Source organism: Succinivibrio dextrinosolvens (genome assembly GCF_900116345.1).
Classification (GTDB): Bacteria; Pseudomonadota; Gammaproteobacteria; order Enterobacterales; family Succinivibrionaceae; genus Succinivibrio; species Succinivibrio dextrinosolvens_B.
Map to the genome: position 1 here is coordinate 1 of NZ_FPAH01000056.1, position 15,515 is coordinate 15,515.

The window sequence follows — 15,515 nt, forward strand, 5'->3', positions numbered from 1 at the left end:
AATGCAGATGAAAATGCAGCGGGAAATATCCTAAGGGCGGGGCTCGCCCGGCTAGCGCAGGAAGTGAACTCCAAAAGGAGTCAGCACTGTGAACCCTCTGAAGCTGAACAGTAATGTCAGCAGTAGGAATCCTCTTGCTTCAGCAAGATGAGGATGTCAAATCTTCTGTACAGTAGAAGCCAAGGCCATAATCCTTGTAAATTTTGCCAATGCTATACTGGGGCTTTTCTATAGTGTGGTCTGAACCGTGATAAATTGTTTTGATCACGTATAATCTCCTTATTTAAAAGGATACTCCTAAAGAAGTAATTTTCAAATGATAAAGACTGTTATCGATTATTTTCTTAAAAAATGGCAAGACTTTTCTGATGGAGTCTATTGAGAAAGTAAAAAAAAGAAAACCGGCAAAAGCCGGTTCATACAAAAGTCTAAAATAGGAATGAGATTACATCTCTGTAGGGATTTCAAAAGCTGCAGGCGGAACATTTGTACACTGAGCTCGATTCTTTAATGCGGCATCTAACAGTGTAATAGCAAGCATTGCCTCTGCAATCGGAACTGATCTGATGCCTACACAAGGATCATGACGGCCTTTTGTTACAATTGAAGTAACCTTGCCCTCTTTATCAATGGTATTTCCTGGTACAAGAATACTTGAAGTTGGCTTTAAGGCCATCTTTACAATGATTTCCTGACCGGAACTGATTCCTCCTAAAATACCACCGTTGTGATTTGACATGAATCGCTCAGGGGTAAGCTCGTCACGAGCTTCAGATCCTTTCATTGAAGCCATATCAAAACCATCGCCAATCTCAACACCTTTTACAGCATTGATTCCCATCATAGCGTAGGCAATCTGAGCATCAAGACGGTTGAAGACTGGATCACCAAGCCCAACCTTTACTCCGTGGGCTCTGACTTGTACGCAGGCACCAACTGAATCTCCTGCTGTTGCAAGCTCCTTGAAAAGGGCCTTTAATTCCTCAAGTTTTGAGGGATCTGAGAAGTTGAACTCGTTCTCTAGCGCAGCTTTTGGATCGTAGATATCTGTTTTAATATTACCAATCTGTGTTACACAGCCATCAATGGTAATATTGAAGAGTTTCTTTAATACCTGCTTAGCTACCGCTCCAGCTGCAACTCTCATCGCTGTTTCACGGGCTGAGGCTCTGCCGCCGCCGCGATAATCTCTGATACCGTATTTTGCAAGATAGGTATAATCAGCGTGTCCAGGACGGAAGGAATTCATAATAGCTGAATAATCTCCTGAACGCTGAGAGGTGTTTTCAATAATCAGGCCTAAAGAGGTTCCGGTGGTCTTGCCTTCAAACACACCTGAAATAATTCGTACCTGATCTGGTTCATTTCTAGGGGTTCCATATCTGGTTGAACCAGGACGTCTTCTATCCAGATCTGGCTGAATGACACTTTCATCAAGTTCAATCAGAGGTGGTACGCCGTCTATAATTGCAGCTAGAGCTGCACCATGGCTTTCGCCGCAGGTTGTTACTCTGAATATTTCTCCGAATGTATTAGCGGGCATTATTTACCTCTAAAGCTGCCTTTTCAAAGACATCATGATAGGCTCTTAACTGCTCTACTCCTAGGATGAACACTCCAGTGCCACCACGTTTGAGATCAACAAAATGGAATGGTACGGTTGGGAATAAATCAACCAGCTGTTCCTCTGAATTACCAACTTCCATAATCAGGATACCGTCATCATTCAGATAATCACCTGCCTTGGCAAGGATCTTCTTGGCACAGTCAAGTCCATCATCGCCAGAACCTAAGGCAAGATCAGGCTCACAGCGGAATTCATCCGGCATGGTGGCAAGATCATAGCTGTCCACATAAGGTGGATTTGCTACAATCACGTCGTATTTGTCACCTTCAGGAAGGTTCTCGAACAGATCTGATTTAATTGGGAATACACAGTCCTCAAGACCGTAGCCTTCAATATTGATATTGGCTACTTCCAGTGCTTCATCAGAAATATCAACAGCATCTACCTCAACATCTCTGTCAAAATGCAGAGCAATAGCAATAGCGATACATGCTGAACCTGTACACATATCAAGCACTCTCTGAGGCTGGCTGTCCACATAAGGGTCGAAACCGGATTCAATCAGTTCTGCAATTGGTGATCTTGGGATAATGACTCTGTCATCTACGTAGAATTCTTTTCCACAGAAGAATGCTCTGTGGGTCAGATATGGAGTTGGGATTCGATTCAGGATTCTCTGGCAGGCAATCTTTCCGATAAGCTCTCTTTCGCTTTTGGTTAGCTTTGAATTTAGTGTTGACTCATCGCATGGTGGTTGCAGATGCATTACCGCCTGAACGATCTCGATGGCCTCATCCCAGTAGTTAGCGGTTCCATGTCCGACATAAATTGAATAGCTGGCAAAGCAGGAAACCAGATAACGAACAACATCCTGAACAGTAGTTAATTCGTCATTGATTGAAGAGGTTATCTGTTCTGCACTTGGCAGTTCGTCCAATAATGAATGAATGATTGCAATTTCTTGATTATTCTGAAGTTTCGACATATATGTATTTAAAAAAATGAAAAATAAAGTGTATACGCCGTTAATTATAACACAGTACAAACATAGTGTTTTTAAAGAGATTTTTTTTACAAAATGATCGTATCCTGTGCAGAGAAAGGAAATTTTGGACAAAAAAATACCCTCAAAATTATGAGGGCACTTCTCCATCCTCAGTTTTCTGAGGATTGAATTCTTAGGTTATCTAGTAATGAACAACGTTCAGACGAAGTGCATATTCACCTGCACACTCGTTGATTTCCTTACAGATTTTCAGTGATTTTGTATCCATTTTAACTGTAGCAAGCACTCTGCCACAATCGAACTCAAATACCCCACTACCTTCTAGAACAAACTGACCTTTGAAAAATGAAACTACGTATTTTGCTATTTGTTTAGGAATATACTTCTTAAATACTCTCATCGGTAAATAAACCTTATGTTGATATCTTTCAAAAAAAGTAAATATAAAAAAATTTCACATTTAAAATAAACTTTACAACTTTAATATTAGAATAAACTTATAAGGTTTGCTGTGAAAAGAGCGTCAATTATTTATTTAATAACAGTTTTTTATTGTTTTTGTGACTTGTTCAATTTTATAAAATCATGTTTTTGAGAATGAGACATGACTTGCAAGTTAAATTGCAAAAATGTGAGCAAGAAATATGACATACCTAGAATAAATAATCATTTTCATATGGAGATACAAATCTCTCGTATTTAGCCCGGACGCCATTATAATCCATTACAAGAGCGCATCCAGTACCAAATTGAGGGGGAATTGTGATTTTTTGATTCAGGTCATAAGATAGTATTTCAACGAGTGGTAAATGTGAGACCAGGATAACGTTATCATACATATCACAGTTGACATCAATAAACGATATCACATTGTGCGCATTTCCTGATGGTGTAAGGTCAGGTATATATTCAATCTTGTCCTTAAAATCCAGCTTGTCAGCAACGATACTTGCTGTCTGCATTGCTCTGGTTTTAGGTGAGCTGTATATTTTGGTGGCTTTGAAGAATTCCTTGAGCTTTGCTCCAACCAGTCCGACTTCATCCTGTCCCTGTGTGGATAAAACTCTATCTGCGTTCTCGTAAATAGCATCGCCGTGTCTAATTACTATAATCTTCATAAATCACACCAAAATTCTGTTTGCTAATTGTCAGATAAATTCTTTAATTTACTCTTTGTACAGTTTTATTTTACACCGTACATATTTTTATTTTTCATATTTTGGTCGAAGATTTTAAAATTTTTTCAGTTAAAATATAAATAGTTACGGTATTTCTTTTGAAAATATTACCTGTATAGAGCAGGTATTACAGAGTATTTTAAGGTTACTATGGATTATAAGTATCTGAAAAACTACAGAAATTTAAAAGCATTCTTCAAAGATGCATCTTCTGAGGATATTCAGTTTATTATTTCAAAACTAACCGAGTTTTACGCTGAAGTTAAGAATAAGGAAGAACAGGCGGAAAAGCTTGAAAAAGCCAGAATTCAGTTCCTCAACGGAGTGCTGGATTCGCTTGATGATCACAACTTCACTGTTGAAGATCTTATGGCTTTGAAGAAAACTTCTGTAAGAGAGAACCGTACCAGAATGAGACCTCGCTACATGTACTATGATCTGGACGGTAACGAGTGTCTGTGGTCCGGTCAGGGAAAAATTCCAAAAGCTATGCGGCAGGTAATGCAGCGAGACGGAATTACAGATAAGAATCACTATCTGATTAAAGATAGTGATTAGTGTATTGTAGAAATTTTGGCTACCTGCTGTAGCTATTTCTACTGAATGGAAGCGTTGATATCTACAAGGGCTTTGACAGGATCTTCAGCCTGTGTGATAGGTCTTCCGATTACAAGATAATCAGAACCTGCTGCAATGGCCTCTGCAGGTGTCATAATTCTCTTCTGATCTCCTACTGATGAACCGGCAGGTCTGATTCCTGGGGTAACACAGATAAAAGGAGACTTTACATTTGACTTAATCAGAGTCACTTCCTGAGCTGAGGATACCACACCGTCAAGTCCGGAATCTTTTGCCAGTTTGGCAAGTCTTATCACCTGCTCCTTTGGCTCAGTCATAACACCGATTGAATTAAGCTGAACTGAATCCATAGAAGTTAAGACAGTTACACCTATAAGGTAAGGTCTTTCTCTGTATTTTGATAAGGCTTCAGCCGCTGCACTCATCATTACAGGACCGCCTGAGGTATGCACATCCACAAGCCAGACACCAAGATCAGCGGCAGCTTCACAGGCTCTGCTTACGGTATTTGGAATATCGTGATATTTTAAATCAAGAAAAACCTTAAAACCTTTATCAACCAGCTTTGAAACAAATTTTGGACCTGCAGAGGTAAAGAGTTCATTTCCTACCTTTAGTCTGCACAAATCACTTGAAACTCTGTCTACAAACTCCAGTGCTTTTTTCTCATCGTTATAATCTAAGGCAACAATAACCTTGGATTCTGTCATTTTAATCTCCATCCAATCCGATCTTAGGTTTCAGGCTTTCCCATTTTCTGCATGAAGGACACTGCCAGAACATTATCTTTGATTCAAAACCGCAGTTAGGACATGAATACTTGTTGCTCAGGGCGATCTGGGCATCAAGAATACTCTTAATCTGCATTATTGATTCATTGCTGGTAGCATCATTGCTGTGAGAGCGAATCTCCAGCAGCGCAGAAAAAAGTTTTAAATTTGATTTGTTCTTTATGAAGGATAAAAGTAAAGCTTCAGCATCATCTTTTCCTGACTGCTGTTCAACTGTCTTTACAAGTTCTACCATTGCCTCTGCCGAATTTGTTCTGTGTACAAGATCCTCAAGGGCAAAACGATAATTCGGATCAGCACTGTTTGGAAAGCATTTTTTGAGTTTTTCCAGACAGATTACACCTGAATTTGGCTCAATAATACTTGCTTCCTTTATTAGCTGACTGGCTTTTAGAAGATTATTCTGGGAAACCAGAATTTCAGCAAGCTCAAGTCTTGCTCTGATACTCTTGTTAGAACATTCTATTGCTTTACGGTAATTGGCTGCGGCTGCTTCCTTGTTTCCGTTTAAAGAAAGCTGTTTTGCAAGCTCACAGTAATACTGACTGACCTGTTTTGCCTGTCTGCCTTCAAGTGAATCACTGTAACGGTTAGCAATCTCAATTGCTTTTGCATAATCCTGCTCCTTCTCATAAACACTCAGAAGCAGAATGGCACATTCATTTTGTAATCTTGGGATATCAACGGTTTTAATTAAAATATCCTCTGCCCTGTCCAGAAGACCTGCACTGATGAAATCTCGGCTTAATTCAAGCAGAGCTATCTCTTTTTCGCTGTCATCAATATTCTCATCTGAGGACATTTTTTCATGCAGAGCAATGGCTTTATCCACTTCACCGCGCTGACGGAAAAGATTTCCTAGTGCAAGGGATGATTCAAAGGAAGGATCTTTACTGTTTAAAAAGGCAATGAATTTATCAACAGCCTTTTCCTGTTTATTGTTTAGAAGATAATCAAATCCTTTTAGATAATTTGAATTCTGTTTGTTTTTTAAATTCTGCTGTTTCTGCCTTGAGGAGTTATAGCCCATGTAGTAGCCATAAACAGCAGCAATAGGAAGGAGTAAAAATAGAAGTTCAAACATTTATTCTTTTTCAGTTTTTGAATCATTCAGTTTGTCGACTTCTTTCTTGAGCTTGTTCAGAGCAGATTTAGCTGATTTTTCTCTGAACCAGAGTTTTAAGCATAGAAGCAGACTTGCATAGATGCCCAAAATAAAACCAAAAATCACACCTATAACCAGCACAGATGCAACCGGAATTTCTTTTTGAACAAACAGAAAATCGAACATGACCTTAGCATCATTGGCACTGCCGATTGCAAGGCCGACAACAGCCAGAAATACAAAGACAATAAAGTAAAACCAAAACTTAATCATGCCGATCCTCATAATTTCTAATGAATATAATAACATAAAGCGCAACAAAGCAAATGATTTTCATTTACCTGATGCGCTATGCACTAGATGTTTCTCTAGCCTTAAGTATGATTATGACTGAAGTGTTATTTAAGAATATTTACACGTTCTCTAAGCTCGACACCAGGTTTGAAATGCACCACTCTGCGACGACTCAGATTAACCTGTTCACCTGTCTTTGGATTGTGTGCTACACGAGGCTCATGAATACGAACTTCAAAACTTCCAAAGCCACGGATCTCGATACGATCACCGGCTGAAAGAGTTTCAATCATGATTTCAAAAATCTCGCGAACAGAATTATCCACTGTAATCGGATTCTGATAAGGAAATTTCTTAGCTAAAGCCTCAATTAGTTCGGCACGTGTCATAATATTCTCCTAACCCGCACAATCATTCTTTCCTTTTTAATAATAGCAAGTATTATTTTTTTCTCTATGATTTAAAAGAATAATTTAAAAAAAAGAGAAAATTTTTAGCTGTTTTTTGACGTATAGCTAATTTTAAGTTAAGGAAAAATAATAAATAAATTATTTATTGGTTATTTTTTAATGAGTTAATTATAGTTGATAAATCTAATTTTTTCTAAATTTTTTTAAAATCATATAGTTAATATATTAAACATATAACACTTTAAAAATTCACTTATTACTTAGTTTTTTGTTAGCATTTCTTAGAGTGTTCCAGATGTTCATTTAAATATTTTCTTCTCTGTTATAGCTATTGTTTATAACCTGAAATAGAAAAATAGTATTTGAAATCATTGGTATTTTGTAAAAGAATATATACAGAACGTGATGACGAAGAAATCGTTATTCATCCAGATAATAAAATCAAAAATAGAGAATTTTTGAAGGTAAGAATATGGTTCACTTAAGATATACCTCCTTTGTATTTGTCGCTAAAAATACATTCCACCAAGGCGTAAATCAGAATATGCCCATGCCTTTACACTGTTTTCTCTGTTAGAGAAAACCTGTTACCTATAAGTCTTATTTAATGATTTAAAGTCATTGTTAAATCATTGCGTGTCTGTTGTCTTGATACTATAGACTGTTCATTTTTTATTATAAAAAAAACAAAAAGTTATCAATAAATAACAATCTAGAAAATTTTTTAAAGATTCATAATGGGAGTTATAAAAATGAATCTTGATATAAAAGAATATATAGAAAAAGAATTTTATTATCTGCACCAGCATCCTGAGCTTTCCTACAGAGAATTTAAAACTACAGAGAGATTAAGACAGGATCTTGTGGATAACGGGATTGAGATCCTTCCTTATAACCTTGAGACTGGATTGGTAGGAAGTATCGGTTCTGGAGATAAAACTGTAGCCATTCGTGCCGATATTGATGCCCTTCCGATTCTTGAAGAGGCAGTTGTTCCTTATAAATCCTTATATGACGGTGTAATGCATGCTTGCGGTCATGACAGTCATGCTGCAATTATTCTCGGAGCTGCTCTGCTTTTAAAACAGCAGGAAGCTTTGCTAAAAGGAAAGGTTCGAGTTATTTTTCAGCCAGCTGAAGAGGCACCGGGAGGTGCTCGTAAAATCATTGAAGCTGGAGTTCTGGATAAAGTTTCCGCTATATTCGGTATTCACAGTGCTCCTATTTATGATGTAGGAACCTTAGGTATTACAGGTGGTCCTACTCATGCGGCAGTTGAAAAATTTGAACTCCTCTTTGAGGGAAATGGAACTCATGCCGCCCATCCGAATCTAGGAAAGGATACTGTCCTTATTGCTTCCCATTTTATAACTGCGGTTCAGAGTATTGTTTCAAGAGAGATTGATCCAATTGATTCTGCAGTAGTTTCCGTTACCCATATTCAGGCTGGTAATACCTGGAATGTTATTCCTCAGAGTGCCTTTTTAGAGGGAACAATTCGTACCTATACCAGAGAATCCAGAATATTGGCAAAGCAGCGTTTTGAAGAGCTTGCTAAAGGTATTGCATCAACCTTTGGTATTAAAGTTTCTCTTAAATGGACAGTGGAATTACCTGCAACCTTTAATGACTATAAGCTTGAGCAACTTGCAAGAACTACAGCTTTAGAAGAAGGATTCATTGTTGAAGATGCTCCCCGTTCTTTAGGCGGTGAGGATTTCAGTCTTTATCAGGAAAAAATCCCTGGTTTCTTTGTTCTCATCGGAACTGGAAAGACCTTCCCTAACCACAATCCAAAATTCAGGATTTCTCCTGAAGCTCTCTATCCTGCAGCAAAATATGTTGCAACACTGGTCAGGAACTATCTGGAGTCATAGTAATGGAAAGCTCAAATTCACCAATTATAAGTTTTAAGAATATCTCAAGAGAGTATACCCAGAACAAAGTTGTTACCAGAGCTTTGGATAACATCTCCCTTGATATAGAAAAAGGAGATATCTTTGGTCTGATCGGCTCATCTGGGGCAGGAAAATCCACTCTTTTAAGAATGATCAATGCTCTGGAAATTCCAACTTCCGGTAAGGTTTATGTTAAGGGAACTGACATAAACGGAATTTCGGCAAAACAGCTTTCAATCCTGCGTAAGGATATTGGTATTATCTTTCAGGATTTTAATCTTTTAGAATCCAAGAATGTATTTGATAATGTTGCCATTCCGCTGATCTTAAAACGCACTCCAAAAAATGAAATTAAAGCCAGAGTAGCAGAATTACTTAAATTTGTCGGGCTTGAGGATAAAGCACTGTCTTTACCAAAAGAGCTGTCCGGCGGTCAGAAACAGCGTGTCGGTATAGCAAGAGCTCTTGCCACCAAGCCTTCTGTACTGCTGTGTGACGAGGCTACTTCAGCGCTTGACCCTAATACTACCGAGTCAATACTTGATCTTCTGCAGAGAGTTAATCAGGAACTGAATGTAACTATCATTTTTGTTACTCATACCATTCGCGTTATTCAGAAGATCTGCAATAAGGTGGCAATTCTTGATCAGGGAAATCTGGTTGAACACGGCAGGGTCATTGATGTCTTCTCCAATCCCAAAAGTGAGATTGCCAGAACCTTCGTTGAAACTATTATTCCAAGCAGAATCCCTCAGGGAATACTTGATGAGCTTAATAGCTACCATGGCTATTACAAGCTTATCAGAATATTTTTCTATGCGGAAAATGCAACGGATGATGTTATCTGGCAGATCAATAACAAACTTAACGTGCATACCAATGTGATGTTTGCTTCTGTAACAGAAATTCAGGGGCTGGTTTTATCCATCATTACCCTGCAGATAACTGGTAACGAGGATGATTATAAGAAAGCTGTCGATTATATAAATTCAAAACACATAAGCTATGAGGAGATATCTCTATGAACAATCTATTAATTCAAATGTTCGGTATAACCTCTGATCAGCTTATCCTGTGTGCCAATCAGACTCTGTATATGGTTTTCGTTTCTCTGTTCTTAGGTTCAATAATCGGTTTTATTCTGGCATTTATCCTGGTTCTGACAAAAAAGAACGGACTTAAGGAGAATCGAGTGGTGTTTACGGTTACAAGTGCCATTATCAACTGCCTGCGTTCCATTCCTTTTGTGATTCTTCTGGTTTTCATTCTGCCTGTAACCAAGGCTATTGTTGGAACCAGAATCGGAACCACCGCAGCTTTAGTTCCTCTAATAACCTTCATCAGCCCTTATCTTGCAAGACTGTTTGAGAATTCTCTTTTAGAGGTCAAGTCTGGAATTATTGATGCCGCCAAGGCTATGGGAGCCAATACTCTTCAGATTATCTTCTATTTCTGGCTGCCCGAGGCTAAAGGTTCGCTGATTCTATCTGTCACCATCGGAGCGATCTCTCTTTTAGGAGCTACCGCAATGGCAGGAGTAATCGGTGCCGGCGGTATAGGTGATCTGGCCCTAACCTACGGCTACGAGAGAATGAATTCACCGCTGATGCTGTTTACTGTAATAGTTCTGATTATATTTGTACAGCTAATACAGTCTATCGGTAATTATTTTGCTAAAAAATCAAAACGTATCTAAACATATATAACATTAAATGGAGTTAATTATGAAAAAGTTAGTTATTGCATCTTTGCTCTCTACTGCACTTTTATCATCAGCTTTCGCTTTTGATGAGTCTCATCCAACCCTGACCTTCAGTAAATCTCAGGGCCCTTATTCAGAGCTCTTTATCTCTGGTGTGCAGCCTATTCTTGAGAAACAGGGATATACAGTGAAAGGTATCGATCTCTCTGATCTTCTTCAGGCCGATCTTGCTTTAAACGAAGGTGAAGTTGATTTTAACGTAGAGCAGCATACAGCATATCTTCAGAACTTTAACTCAACACAGGATGGTCATTTAGTTCCGCTTACACCAATTCCAACTGTACCTGCCGGTATCTATCCTGGTGCTAAAAAGGATTTAACCGAGATTAAGGATGGAGACACTATTGCTGTTCCAAATGATGCCTCAAATACCGCAAGAGCTTATAACATTCTGCAGAAGATTGGCTGGATTAAGCTGGACCCAAATGTTGATCCATCAAAGGTTACCAAGCTTAATATCATTGAAAATCCATTTAATCTGGAATTCGTTGAGATGAAATCTCTGAATATTCCTGCAGTGGCAACTGATTTTGCTTTCGTTGTAATTACAGGTTCTGTTGTCTATAACGCAAAAGTACCACCAGAGTCTGTTTTAGCCCAGGAAGATATTGCTCCTCATTTACTGCTCCAGCTGGTTGTCCAGGAAAAGGATAAGGATTCAGTCTGGGCCAAGGATATTAAGGATGCTTATCAGTCTCAGGAATTCAATGCTTACATTAAGGAACACAATACCGGTCTGTGGTTTGTTCCTGAGTATAAGTAACCTCAAAAAAAGTAAAAACAGCAGTACCTTTTTGTCGGTATTGCTGTTCTTTACCTTTGTTATGTAAAAGAAAGGATTAACTCAGCATCTAGAATACAGCTATGGTGTAATCCGCCACGAAAGTCTCACCTGCTGATAGCTTCTGCTCCTTGTATTTCTGATCAAGACTGCCACTAAACCCTTTATCATCTGCTCTGCCAATCCATGGCTCTAGACATACGAAAGGAGCATTTTTCCTGGTTGGCGACCAGATTCCAAATGAAGGGAAGCCCTTAGCCTCCAGAGTGATATAAGGTTTCTTATCTCCAAAGCATAGAGTAGCCTTTTCAACTTCATACTCATCAAAGATAAGCGCATCATTGTCAAACATGCTTTCTTTTATCTTATAGTATCCATTATCTGTAGCGAGAGTTTTAACTGAGCTGTTATCTACAGTACCCTCAGATGGATCAAGAAGTTTGTAGGATAATGAATTTTTTCCTTCGAAGTACAGATAGTAATCCTCTTTTGAATCTGCAGCACCCTGTGCTGGAACATTGAAGGCAGGATGTCCACCGATTGAGAAATACATGGTGTCTGCACCGGTATTAACGACTTTCCAGCCTACACGGACCTTATTTCCTTCAATAGAATGGCTGATAATAAGCTCAAAATCAAATGGATATACCTTAAGAGTATCTGGTGAAGACTTTAATGAAAAAACAACTTCATTATCAGTTTTAGAAACCAGAGTGAAATCCAGATCACGGGCAAAGCCGTGCTGTCCTAAACTGTACTCTTTTCCCTGATAGGTGTAGGTATTGTTTCTAACCTTACCTACGATTGGAAACAACACAGGAGCATGACGCCCCCAGTAGGCCTTGTCAGCATTCCATAAAATTTCACGCTTGTTTTTCTTGTCGTAAACAGAAGAAAGCTGAGCTCCTGATTTATCAACCCCAACTTTTAAAAATTCATTCTCAATATATTCCATACGATAGTCCTTTATGTTTTCTGTATAAGGATTATTTTGCAACATTTGAGAGAAAAAATGAATGGTTATGGAATGGATTACAAAAAATGCGCAGAAAAACAAAACCCGTTATCAGTTTAACCGATAACGGGTCATATAAATCAGAGCACCAAATCAATCAGTGCTCAAATCTATAATTACTGCTTGTTAGCTGCAGCGAAAGCAGCTGCCATAGCGGTAGTTGTAGGCTCAGCAGCCTGCTGATTTACAGACTCTAAAGCTTCCTTCTCCTCAGCCTCGTCCTTAGCACGAACTGATAGAGAAATCTGACGGGTCTTACGATCAACGTTTACGAACTTAGCCTCGATTACATCGCCTTCCTTAGCAACAGTGGTAGCGTCCTCAACACGATCACGTGATAGGTCAGCTGCCTTGATGTAGCCGGTGATGCCATCAGCTAACTCTAGGGTAACGCCACGTGCATCAACAGCAATAACCTTGCCTGATACAATAGCACCCTTACGGTGAGCTGAAACGTAATCTGCAAATGGATCCTCAGAGATCTGCTTTAGACCTAGAGAAATACGCTCTCTCTCTGGATCAACCTGTAGAACGATAGCGGTAATCTCGTCACCCTTCTTGAAGTTGCGAACTGCTTCTTCACCTGACTGCTGCCAAGAGATGTCAGATAGGTGAACTAGACCGTCGATACCACCGTCTAAGCCGATGAAGATACCGAAGTCAGTGATTGACTTGATCTTGCCGGTTACCTTCTCACCCTTTGAGTGAGACTCAGCAAACTCTACCCATGGGTTTGGCTTGCACTGCTTTAAGCCTAATGAAATGCGACGACGCTCTTCATCTAGCTCTAGAACCTTAACCTGAACCTTATCACCTACTGATACAATCTTAGATGGGTGAGTATTCTTGTTGGTCCAATCCATCTCTGAAACGTGTACTAAGCCCTCTACGCCGTCAGCGATCTCAACGAAGCAGCCGTAATCAGTTAGGTTGGTTACCTTGCCTTCGATCATTGAGTCAACTGGGAAGCGAGCTGCGATATTTGCCCATGGATCCTCACCAAGCTGCTTTAAGCCTAGAGAAACACGTGAACGATCGCGGTCGAACTTAAGTACCTTAACAGTAACTTCCTCACCAACCTGAACAATCTCTGAAGGGTGCTTTACACGCTTCCAAGCCATGTCAGTGATGTGTAGTAAGCCGTCAACACCGCCTAAGTCTACGAATGCACCGTAGTCAGTTAGGTTCTTAACGATACCGGTTACAGTCTGACCCTCAGCTAGATTTGCAAGTACGCTCTCACGATCAGCTGAATTCTCAGTCTCGATAACAGCACGACGTGAAACAACAACGTTGTTGCGCTTCTGGTCTAACTTGATAACCTTGAACTGCTGCTCTTTGCCTTCGATGTGTGCAGTATCACGTACTGGACGTACATCTACTAATGAGCCTGGTAAGAAAGCACGGATGCCACCTAACTGAACGGTGAAGCCACCCTTAACCTTACCATCGATAACACCGATAACAGTCTCGTTCTTGTTAAATGCGTCTTCAAGCTTGATCCAAGCTTCGTTACGCTTTGCCTTTTCGCGAGATACCTGAGTCTCACCGTCGCCTGATTCTACAGACTCTAAAGCTACGTCTACTTCGTCACCAACCTGAACTTCGATTTCACCCTGAGCATTGTAGAACTGCTCCTCAGGAATAGCAGACTCTGACTTTAGACCAGCGTCTACGATTACGAAGCCGTTGTTAATTGCTACTACAGTAGCCTTGATCATTGAACCAGGACGTGTTTCAACATTCTGTAATGACTCTTCGAAAAGTTGTGCAAATGATTCCATTAAGGTTTCCCAATAAAGCCCCGAAGCATCATGCTTTAGGGGGTTGTAAAAAATATGCCGTCTTCCATGACAGCACAACAAAAAAATCCTTTAATTAAATGTCAAACTTTAGTGCAGTCTTTGACATTATGTACTCTGCTGCGGTTCTGAAAACTTCCTCAATATTCATATCTGAAGAATCAATCAATAATGCATCATCAGCAGGTTTGAGAGGAGCAACCGGACGGTTTCTGTCTCTGTCATCTCTCTCTTTAATCTCTGCAAGAACAGTATCAAAATCTGCGCTCTTGCCTTTTGCCTCAAGCTGAAGACATCTGCGTTTGGCTCTTACTTCAGCACTTGCATCCAAGAAGATCTTTACCTGAGCCTTAGGGAATACAACTGTACCCATATCTCTGCCGTCGGCAACCAGACCAGGCTCTTTTAAGAACTGACGCTGACGGTCAAGCAATGCCTGTCTTACTGAAGGATAAGCTGCAACCTTGCTGGCATTGTTTCCGGCTTCCTCTGTTCTGATAGCTAATGAAACATCCTCACCGCCTAAGAGTACGTGAACACCGTCATCCATACATTCAAAGGAGAGATTTAAAAGTTTAGCTTCCTGAACAACAGATTCCTCATCAAACAGAGCCAGTCCTGCTTTACGAACTGCATATCCCAGTACTCTGTAGATTGCGCCAGAATCAAGTAGATCAAAATCTAAAGCCTCAGCAAGACGACGAGTTAATTCGCCTTTACCTGCGCCACCAGGGCCGTCAACAGTAATTACAATTGCATCTGACATCGAGATCATCCTTAAATCTAAGGTCTGTATTATACATTAAACTTAGACAAATACCACATAAAAAAGCTTTTTTTAGCATTTTTGACTAAAAAAATCAGCTTTTGGGGTATCTGTTTTAACTGCGGTGGCTAATTTAGCATTAAATTCTGATTATTTCCAGCAGTAACTACCGGATCTTAAAGTGTTTTTGAAAACTGTTTAACTAATAATGCCGGAGGCTCTCAATATGTACCTTATATATAGGTGTATTAACTGAAAGTGAATGATGTGGTGACAAGGAAAATTATGAACGGTACTTCCTTGAACCGCATTATTCAGTCTTAAGTTTCTATCCTAGGCCGAACCTTTAAATTGAATAGTGTGATTGTTTAACAAACAACAATGGAGCTATTCAATGGCAGGCAATTCTCAAAAGCTAAACGAAGGCGAGCTGTCACTGTACTCAATGCTTATATCTCAGGGATATGTTCCTGTAGGAGTTGATCTGGCAGCAAGAGTATTTCAGGTTTGCTATCTGACCGAGAAGCAAAAGATTAAGAATAAAGCCTTATCTCGTGAAGC

The 15,515-nt window shown here is 39.5% G+C and carries 17 protein-coding genes; 5 read left to right on the top strand and 12 right to left on the bottom strand.

Annotation, left to right across the window (positions count from 1 at the left end; genetic code table 11):
- Positions 1-139 precede the first annotated feature (139 nt).
- The 5 genes from BM308_RS13700 to sixA form a co-directional block, all read right to left on the bottom strand.
- On the bottom strand, positions 140-268 hold the full coding sequence (locus BM308_RS13700) for a DUF3990 domain-containing protein (protein ID WP_218152567.1): 129 nt from the start codon (positions 266-268) through the stop codon (positions 140-142).
- A gap of 177 nt (positions 269-445) precedes the next feature.
- Positions 446-1,543 (bottom strand): chorismate synthase, encoded by a 1,098-nt coding sequence (gene aroC, locus BM308_RS11930; RefSeq protein WP_074945486.1) that lies wholly within the window; start codon positions 1,541-1,543, stop codon positions 446-448.
- On the bottom strand, positions 1,533-2,552 hold the full coding sequence (gene prmB, locus BM308_RS11935) for a 50S ribosomal protein L3 N(5)-glutamine methyltransferase (protein WP_083425573.1): 1,020 nt from the start codon (positions 2,550-2,552) through the stop codon (positions 1,533-1,535). Before prmB ends, aroC begins: the two co-directional genes overlap by 11 nt.
- A gap of 202 nt (positions 2,553-2,754) precedes the next feature.
- Positions 2,755-2,973 carry a DUF1107 family protein gene (locus tag BM308_RS11940; RefSeq protein WP_074945487.1) on the bottom strand — a complete coding sequence of 73 codons (219 nt, stop codon included), beginning with the start codon at positions 2,971-2,973 and terminating at the stop codon, positions 2,755-2,757.
- Positions 2,974-3,226: 253 nt separating this feature from the next.
- Positions 3,227-3,691, bottom strand: coding sequence for a phosphohistidine phosphatase SixA (gene sixA, locus BM308_RS11945; protein ID WP_074945488.1), 465 nt, complete (start codon positions 3,689-3,691; stop codon positions 3,227-3,229).
- A 210-nt stretch (positions 3,692-3,901) separates the two neighbouring features.
- On the opposite strand from sixA, the gene BM308_RS11950 reads away from it, so the two are divergent.
- Positions 3,902-4,309 (top strand): H-NS histone family protein, encoded by a 408-nt coding sequence (locus BM308_RS11950; protein ID WP_074945489.1) that lies wholly within the window; start codon positions 3,902-3,904, stop codon positions 4,307-4,309.
- Between the two features lie 38 nt (positions 4,310-4,347).
- Here the strand turns inward: BM308_RS11950 and pyrF are convergent, their stop codons facing one another.
- The 4 genes from pyrF to BM308_RS11970 all read right to left on the bottom strand — a co-directional run bounded on the left by pyrF (position 4,348) and on the right by BM308_RS11970 (position 6,909).
- Positions 4,348-5,040, bottom strand: coding sequence for an orotidine-5'-phosphate decarboxylase (pyrF, locus tag BM308_RS11955; RefSeq protein WP_074945490.1), 693 nt, complete (start codon positions 5,038-5,040; stop codon positions 4,348-4,350).
- 1 nt (position 5,041) lies between these two features.
- Positions 5,042-6,205, bottom strand: coding sequence for a hypothetical protein (locus BM308_RS11960; RefSeq protein ID WP_074945491.1), 1,164 nt, complete (start codon positions 6,203-6,205; stop codon positions 5,042-5,044).
- Entirely contained in the window at positions 6,206-6,499 is a 294-nt protein-coding gene (locus BM308_RS11965; RefSeq protein ID WP_074945492.1) for a lipopolysaccharide assembly protein LapA domain-containing protein, read from the bottom strand. It lies immediately after the preceding gene.
- A gap of 125 nt (positions 6,500-6,624) precedes the next feature.
- Positions 6,625-6,909: an HU family DNA-binding protein gene (locus tag BM308_RS11970; protein WP_031492121.1), complete on the bottom strand. Its 285-nt coding sequence runs from the start codon at positions 6,907-6,909 to the stop codon at positions 6,625-6,627.
- Between the two features lie 773 nt (positions 6,910-7,682).
- On the opposite strand from BM308_RS11970, the gene BM308_RS11975 reads away from it, so the two are divergent.
- Genes BM308_RS11975 through BM308_RS11990 form a run of 4 tightly spaced genes read left to right on the top strand, consistent with a single transcriptional unit; the run spans position 7,683 to position 11,353 of the window.
- The gene (locus BM308_RS11975; protein ID WP_218152568.1) at positions 7,683-8,807 is read left to right on the top strand and encodes an amidohydrolase; all 1,125 of its coding nucleotides are present in this window, start codon (positions 7,683-7,685) and stop codon (positions 8,805-8,807) included.
- A 2-nt stretch (positions 8,808-8,809) separates the two neighbouring features.
- Positions 8,810-9,853 (top strand): methionine ABC transporter ATP-binding protein, encoded by a 1,044-nt coding sequence (locus tag BM308_RS11980; protein ID WP_218152569.1) that lies wholly within the window; start codon positions 8,810-8,812, stop codon positions 9,851-9,853.
- Positions 9,850-10,524, top strand: coding sequence for a methionine ABC transporter permease (locus tag BM308_RS11985; RefSeq protein WP_074945495.1), 675 nt, complete (start codon positions 9,850-9,852; stop codon positions 10,522-10,524). Before BM308_RS11980 ends, BM308_RS11985 begins: the two co-directional genes overlap by 4 nt.
- 28 nt (positions 10,525-10,552) lie before the next feature.
- The gene (locus BM308_RS11990) at positions 10,553-11,353 is read left to right on the top strand and encodes a MetQ/NlpA family ABC transporter substrate-binding protein (protein WP_074945496.1); all 801 of its coding nucleotides are present in this window, start codon (positions 10,553-10,555) and stop codon (positions 11,351-11,353) included.
- Between the two features lie 88 nt (positions 11,354-11,441).
- Here BM308_RS11990 and BM308_RS11995 read toward each other — a convergent pair whose 3' ends face one another.
- The 3 genes from BM308_RS11995 to cmk all read right to left on the bottom strand — a co-directional run bounded on the left by BM308_RS11995 (position 11,442) and on the right by cmk (position 14,954).
- Positions 11,442-12,326 carry an aldose 1-epimerase family protein gene (locus tag BM308_RS11995; RefSeq protein ID WP_074945498.1) on the bottom strand — a complete coding sequence of 295 codons (885 nt, stop codon included), beginning with the start codon at positions 12,324-12,326 and terminating at the stop codon, positions 11,442-11,444.
- A gap of 176 nt (positions 12,327-12,502) precedes the next feature.
- A complete protein-coding gene (gene rpsA, locus BM308_RS12000) occupies positions 12,503-14,170 on the bottom strand; it encodes a 30S ribosomal protein S1 (protein WP_074945500.1) in 1,668 nt (555 codons plus the stop codon).
- A gap of 94 nt (positions 14,171-14,264) precedes the next feature.
- On the bottom strand, positions 14,265-14,954 hold the full coding sequence (gene cmk / locus BM308_RS12005; protein ID WP_074945501.1) for a (d)CMP kinase: 690 nt from the start codon (positions 14,952-14,954) through the stop codon (positions 14,265-14,267).
- Between the last annotated feature and the right edge of the window lie 561 nt (positions 14,955-15,515).

Coding starts and splice junctions, on each gene's coding strand:
- aroC (WP_074945486.1), bottom strand. CDS start 1,543: ATGCCCGCTAATACATTCGGAGAAATATTCAGAGTAACAACCTGCGGC.
- prmB (WP_083425573.1), bottom strand. CDS start 2,552: ATGTCGAAACTTCAGAATAATCAAGAAATTGCAATCATTCATTCATTA.
- BM308_RS11940 (WP_074945487.1), bottom strand. CDS start 2,973: ATGAGAGTATTTAAGAAGTATATTCCTAAACAAATAGCAAAATACGTA.
- sixA (WP_074945488.1), bottom strand. CDS start 3,691: ATGAAGATTATAGTAATTAGACACGGCGATGCTATTTACGAGAACGCA.
- BM308_RS11950 (WP_074945489.1), top strand. CDS start 3,902: ATGGATTATAAGTATCTGAAAAACTACAGAAATTTAAAAGCATTCTTC.
- pyrF (WP_074945490.1), bottom strand. CDS start 5,040: ATGACAGAATCCAAGGTTATTGTTGCCTTAGATTATAACGATGAGAAA.
- BM308_RS11960 (WP_074945491.1), bottom strand. CDS start 6,205: ATGTTTGAACTTCTATTTTTACTCCTTCCTATTGCTGCTGTTTATGGC.
- BM308_RS11965 (WP_074945492.1), bottom strand. CDS start 6,499: ATGATTAAGTTTTGGTTTTACTTTATTGTCTTTGTATTTCTGGCTGTT.
- BM308_RS11970 (WP_031492121.1), bottom strand. CDS start 6,909: ATGACACGTGCCGAACTAATTGAGGCTTTAGCTAAGAAATTTCCTTAT.
- BM308_RS11975 (WP_218152568.1), top strand. CDS start 7,683: ATGAATCTTGATATAAAAGAATATATAGAAAAAGAATTTTATTATCTG.
- BM308_RS11980 (WP_218152569.1), top strand. CDS start 8,810: ATGGAAAGCTCAAATTCACCAATTATAAGTTTTAAGAATATCTCAAGA.
- BM308_RS11985 (WP_074945495.1), top strand. CDS start 9,850: ATGAACAATCTATTAATTCAAATGTTCGGTATAACCTCTGATCAGCTT.
- BM308_RS11990 (WP_074945496.1), top strand. CDS start 10,553: ATGAAAAAGTTAGTTATTGCATCTTTGCTCTCTACTGCACTTTTATCA.
- BM308_RS11995 (WP_074945498.1), bottom strand. CDS start 12,326: ATGGAATATATTGAGAATGAATTTTTAAAAGTTGGGGTTGATAAATCA.
- rpsA (WP_074945500.1), bottom strand. CDS start 14,170: ATGGAATCATTTGCACAACTTTTCGAAGAGTCATTACAGAATGTTGAA.
- cmk (WP_074945501.1), bottom strand. CDS start 14,954: ATGTCAGATGCAATTGTAATTACTGTTGACGGCCCTGGTGGCGCAGGT.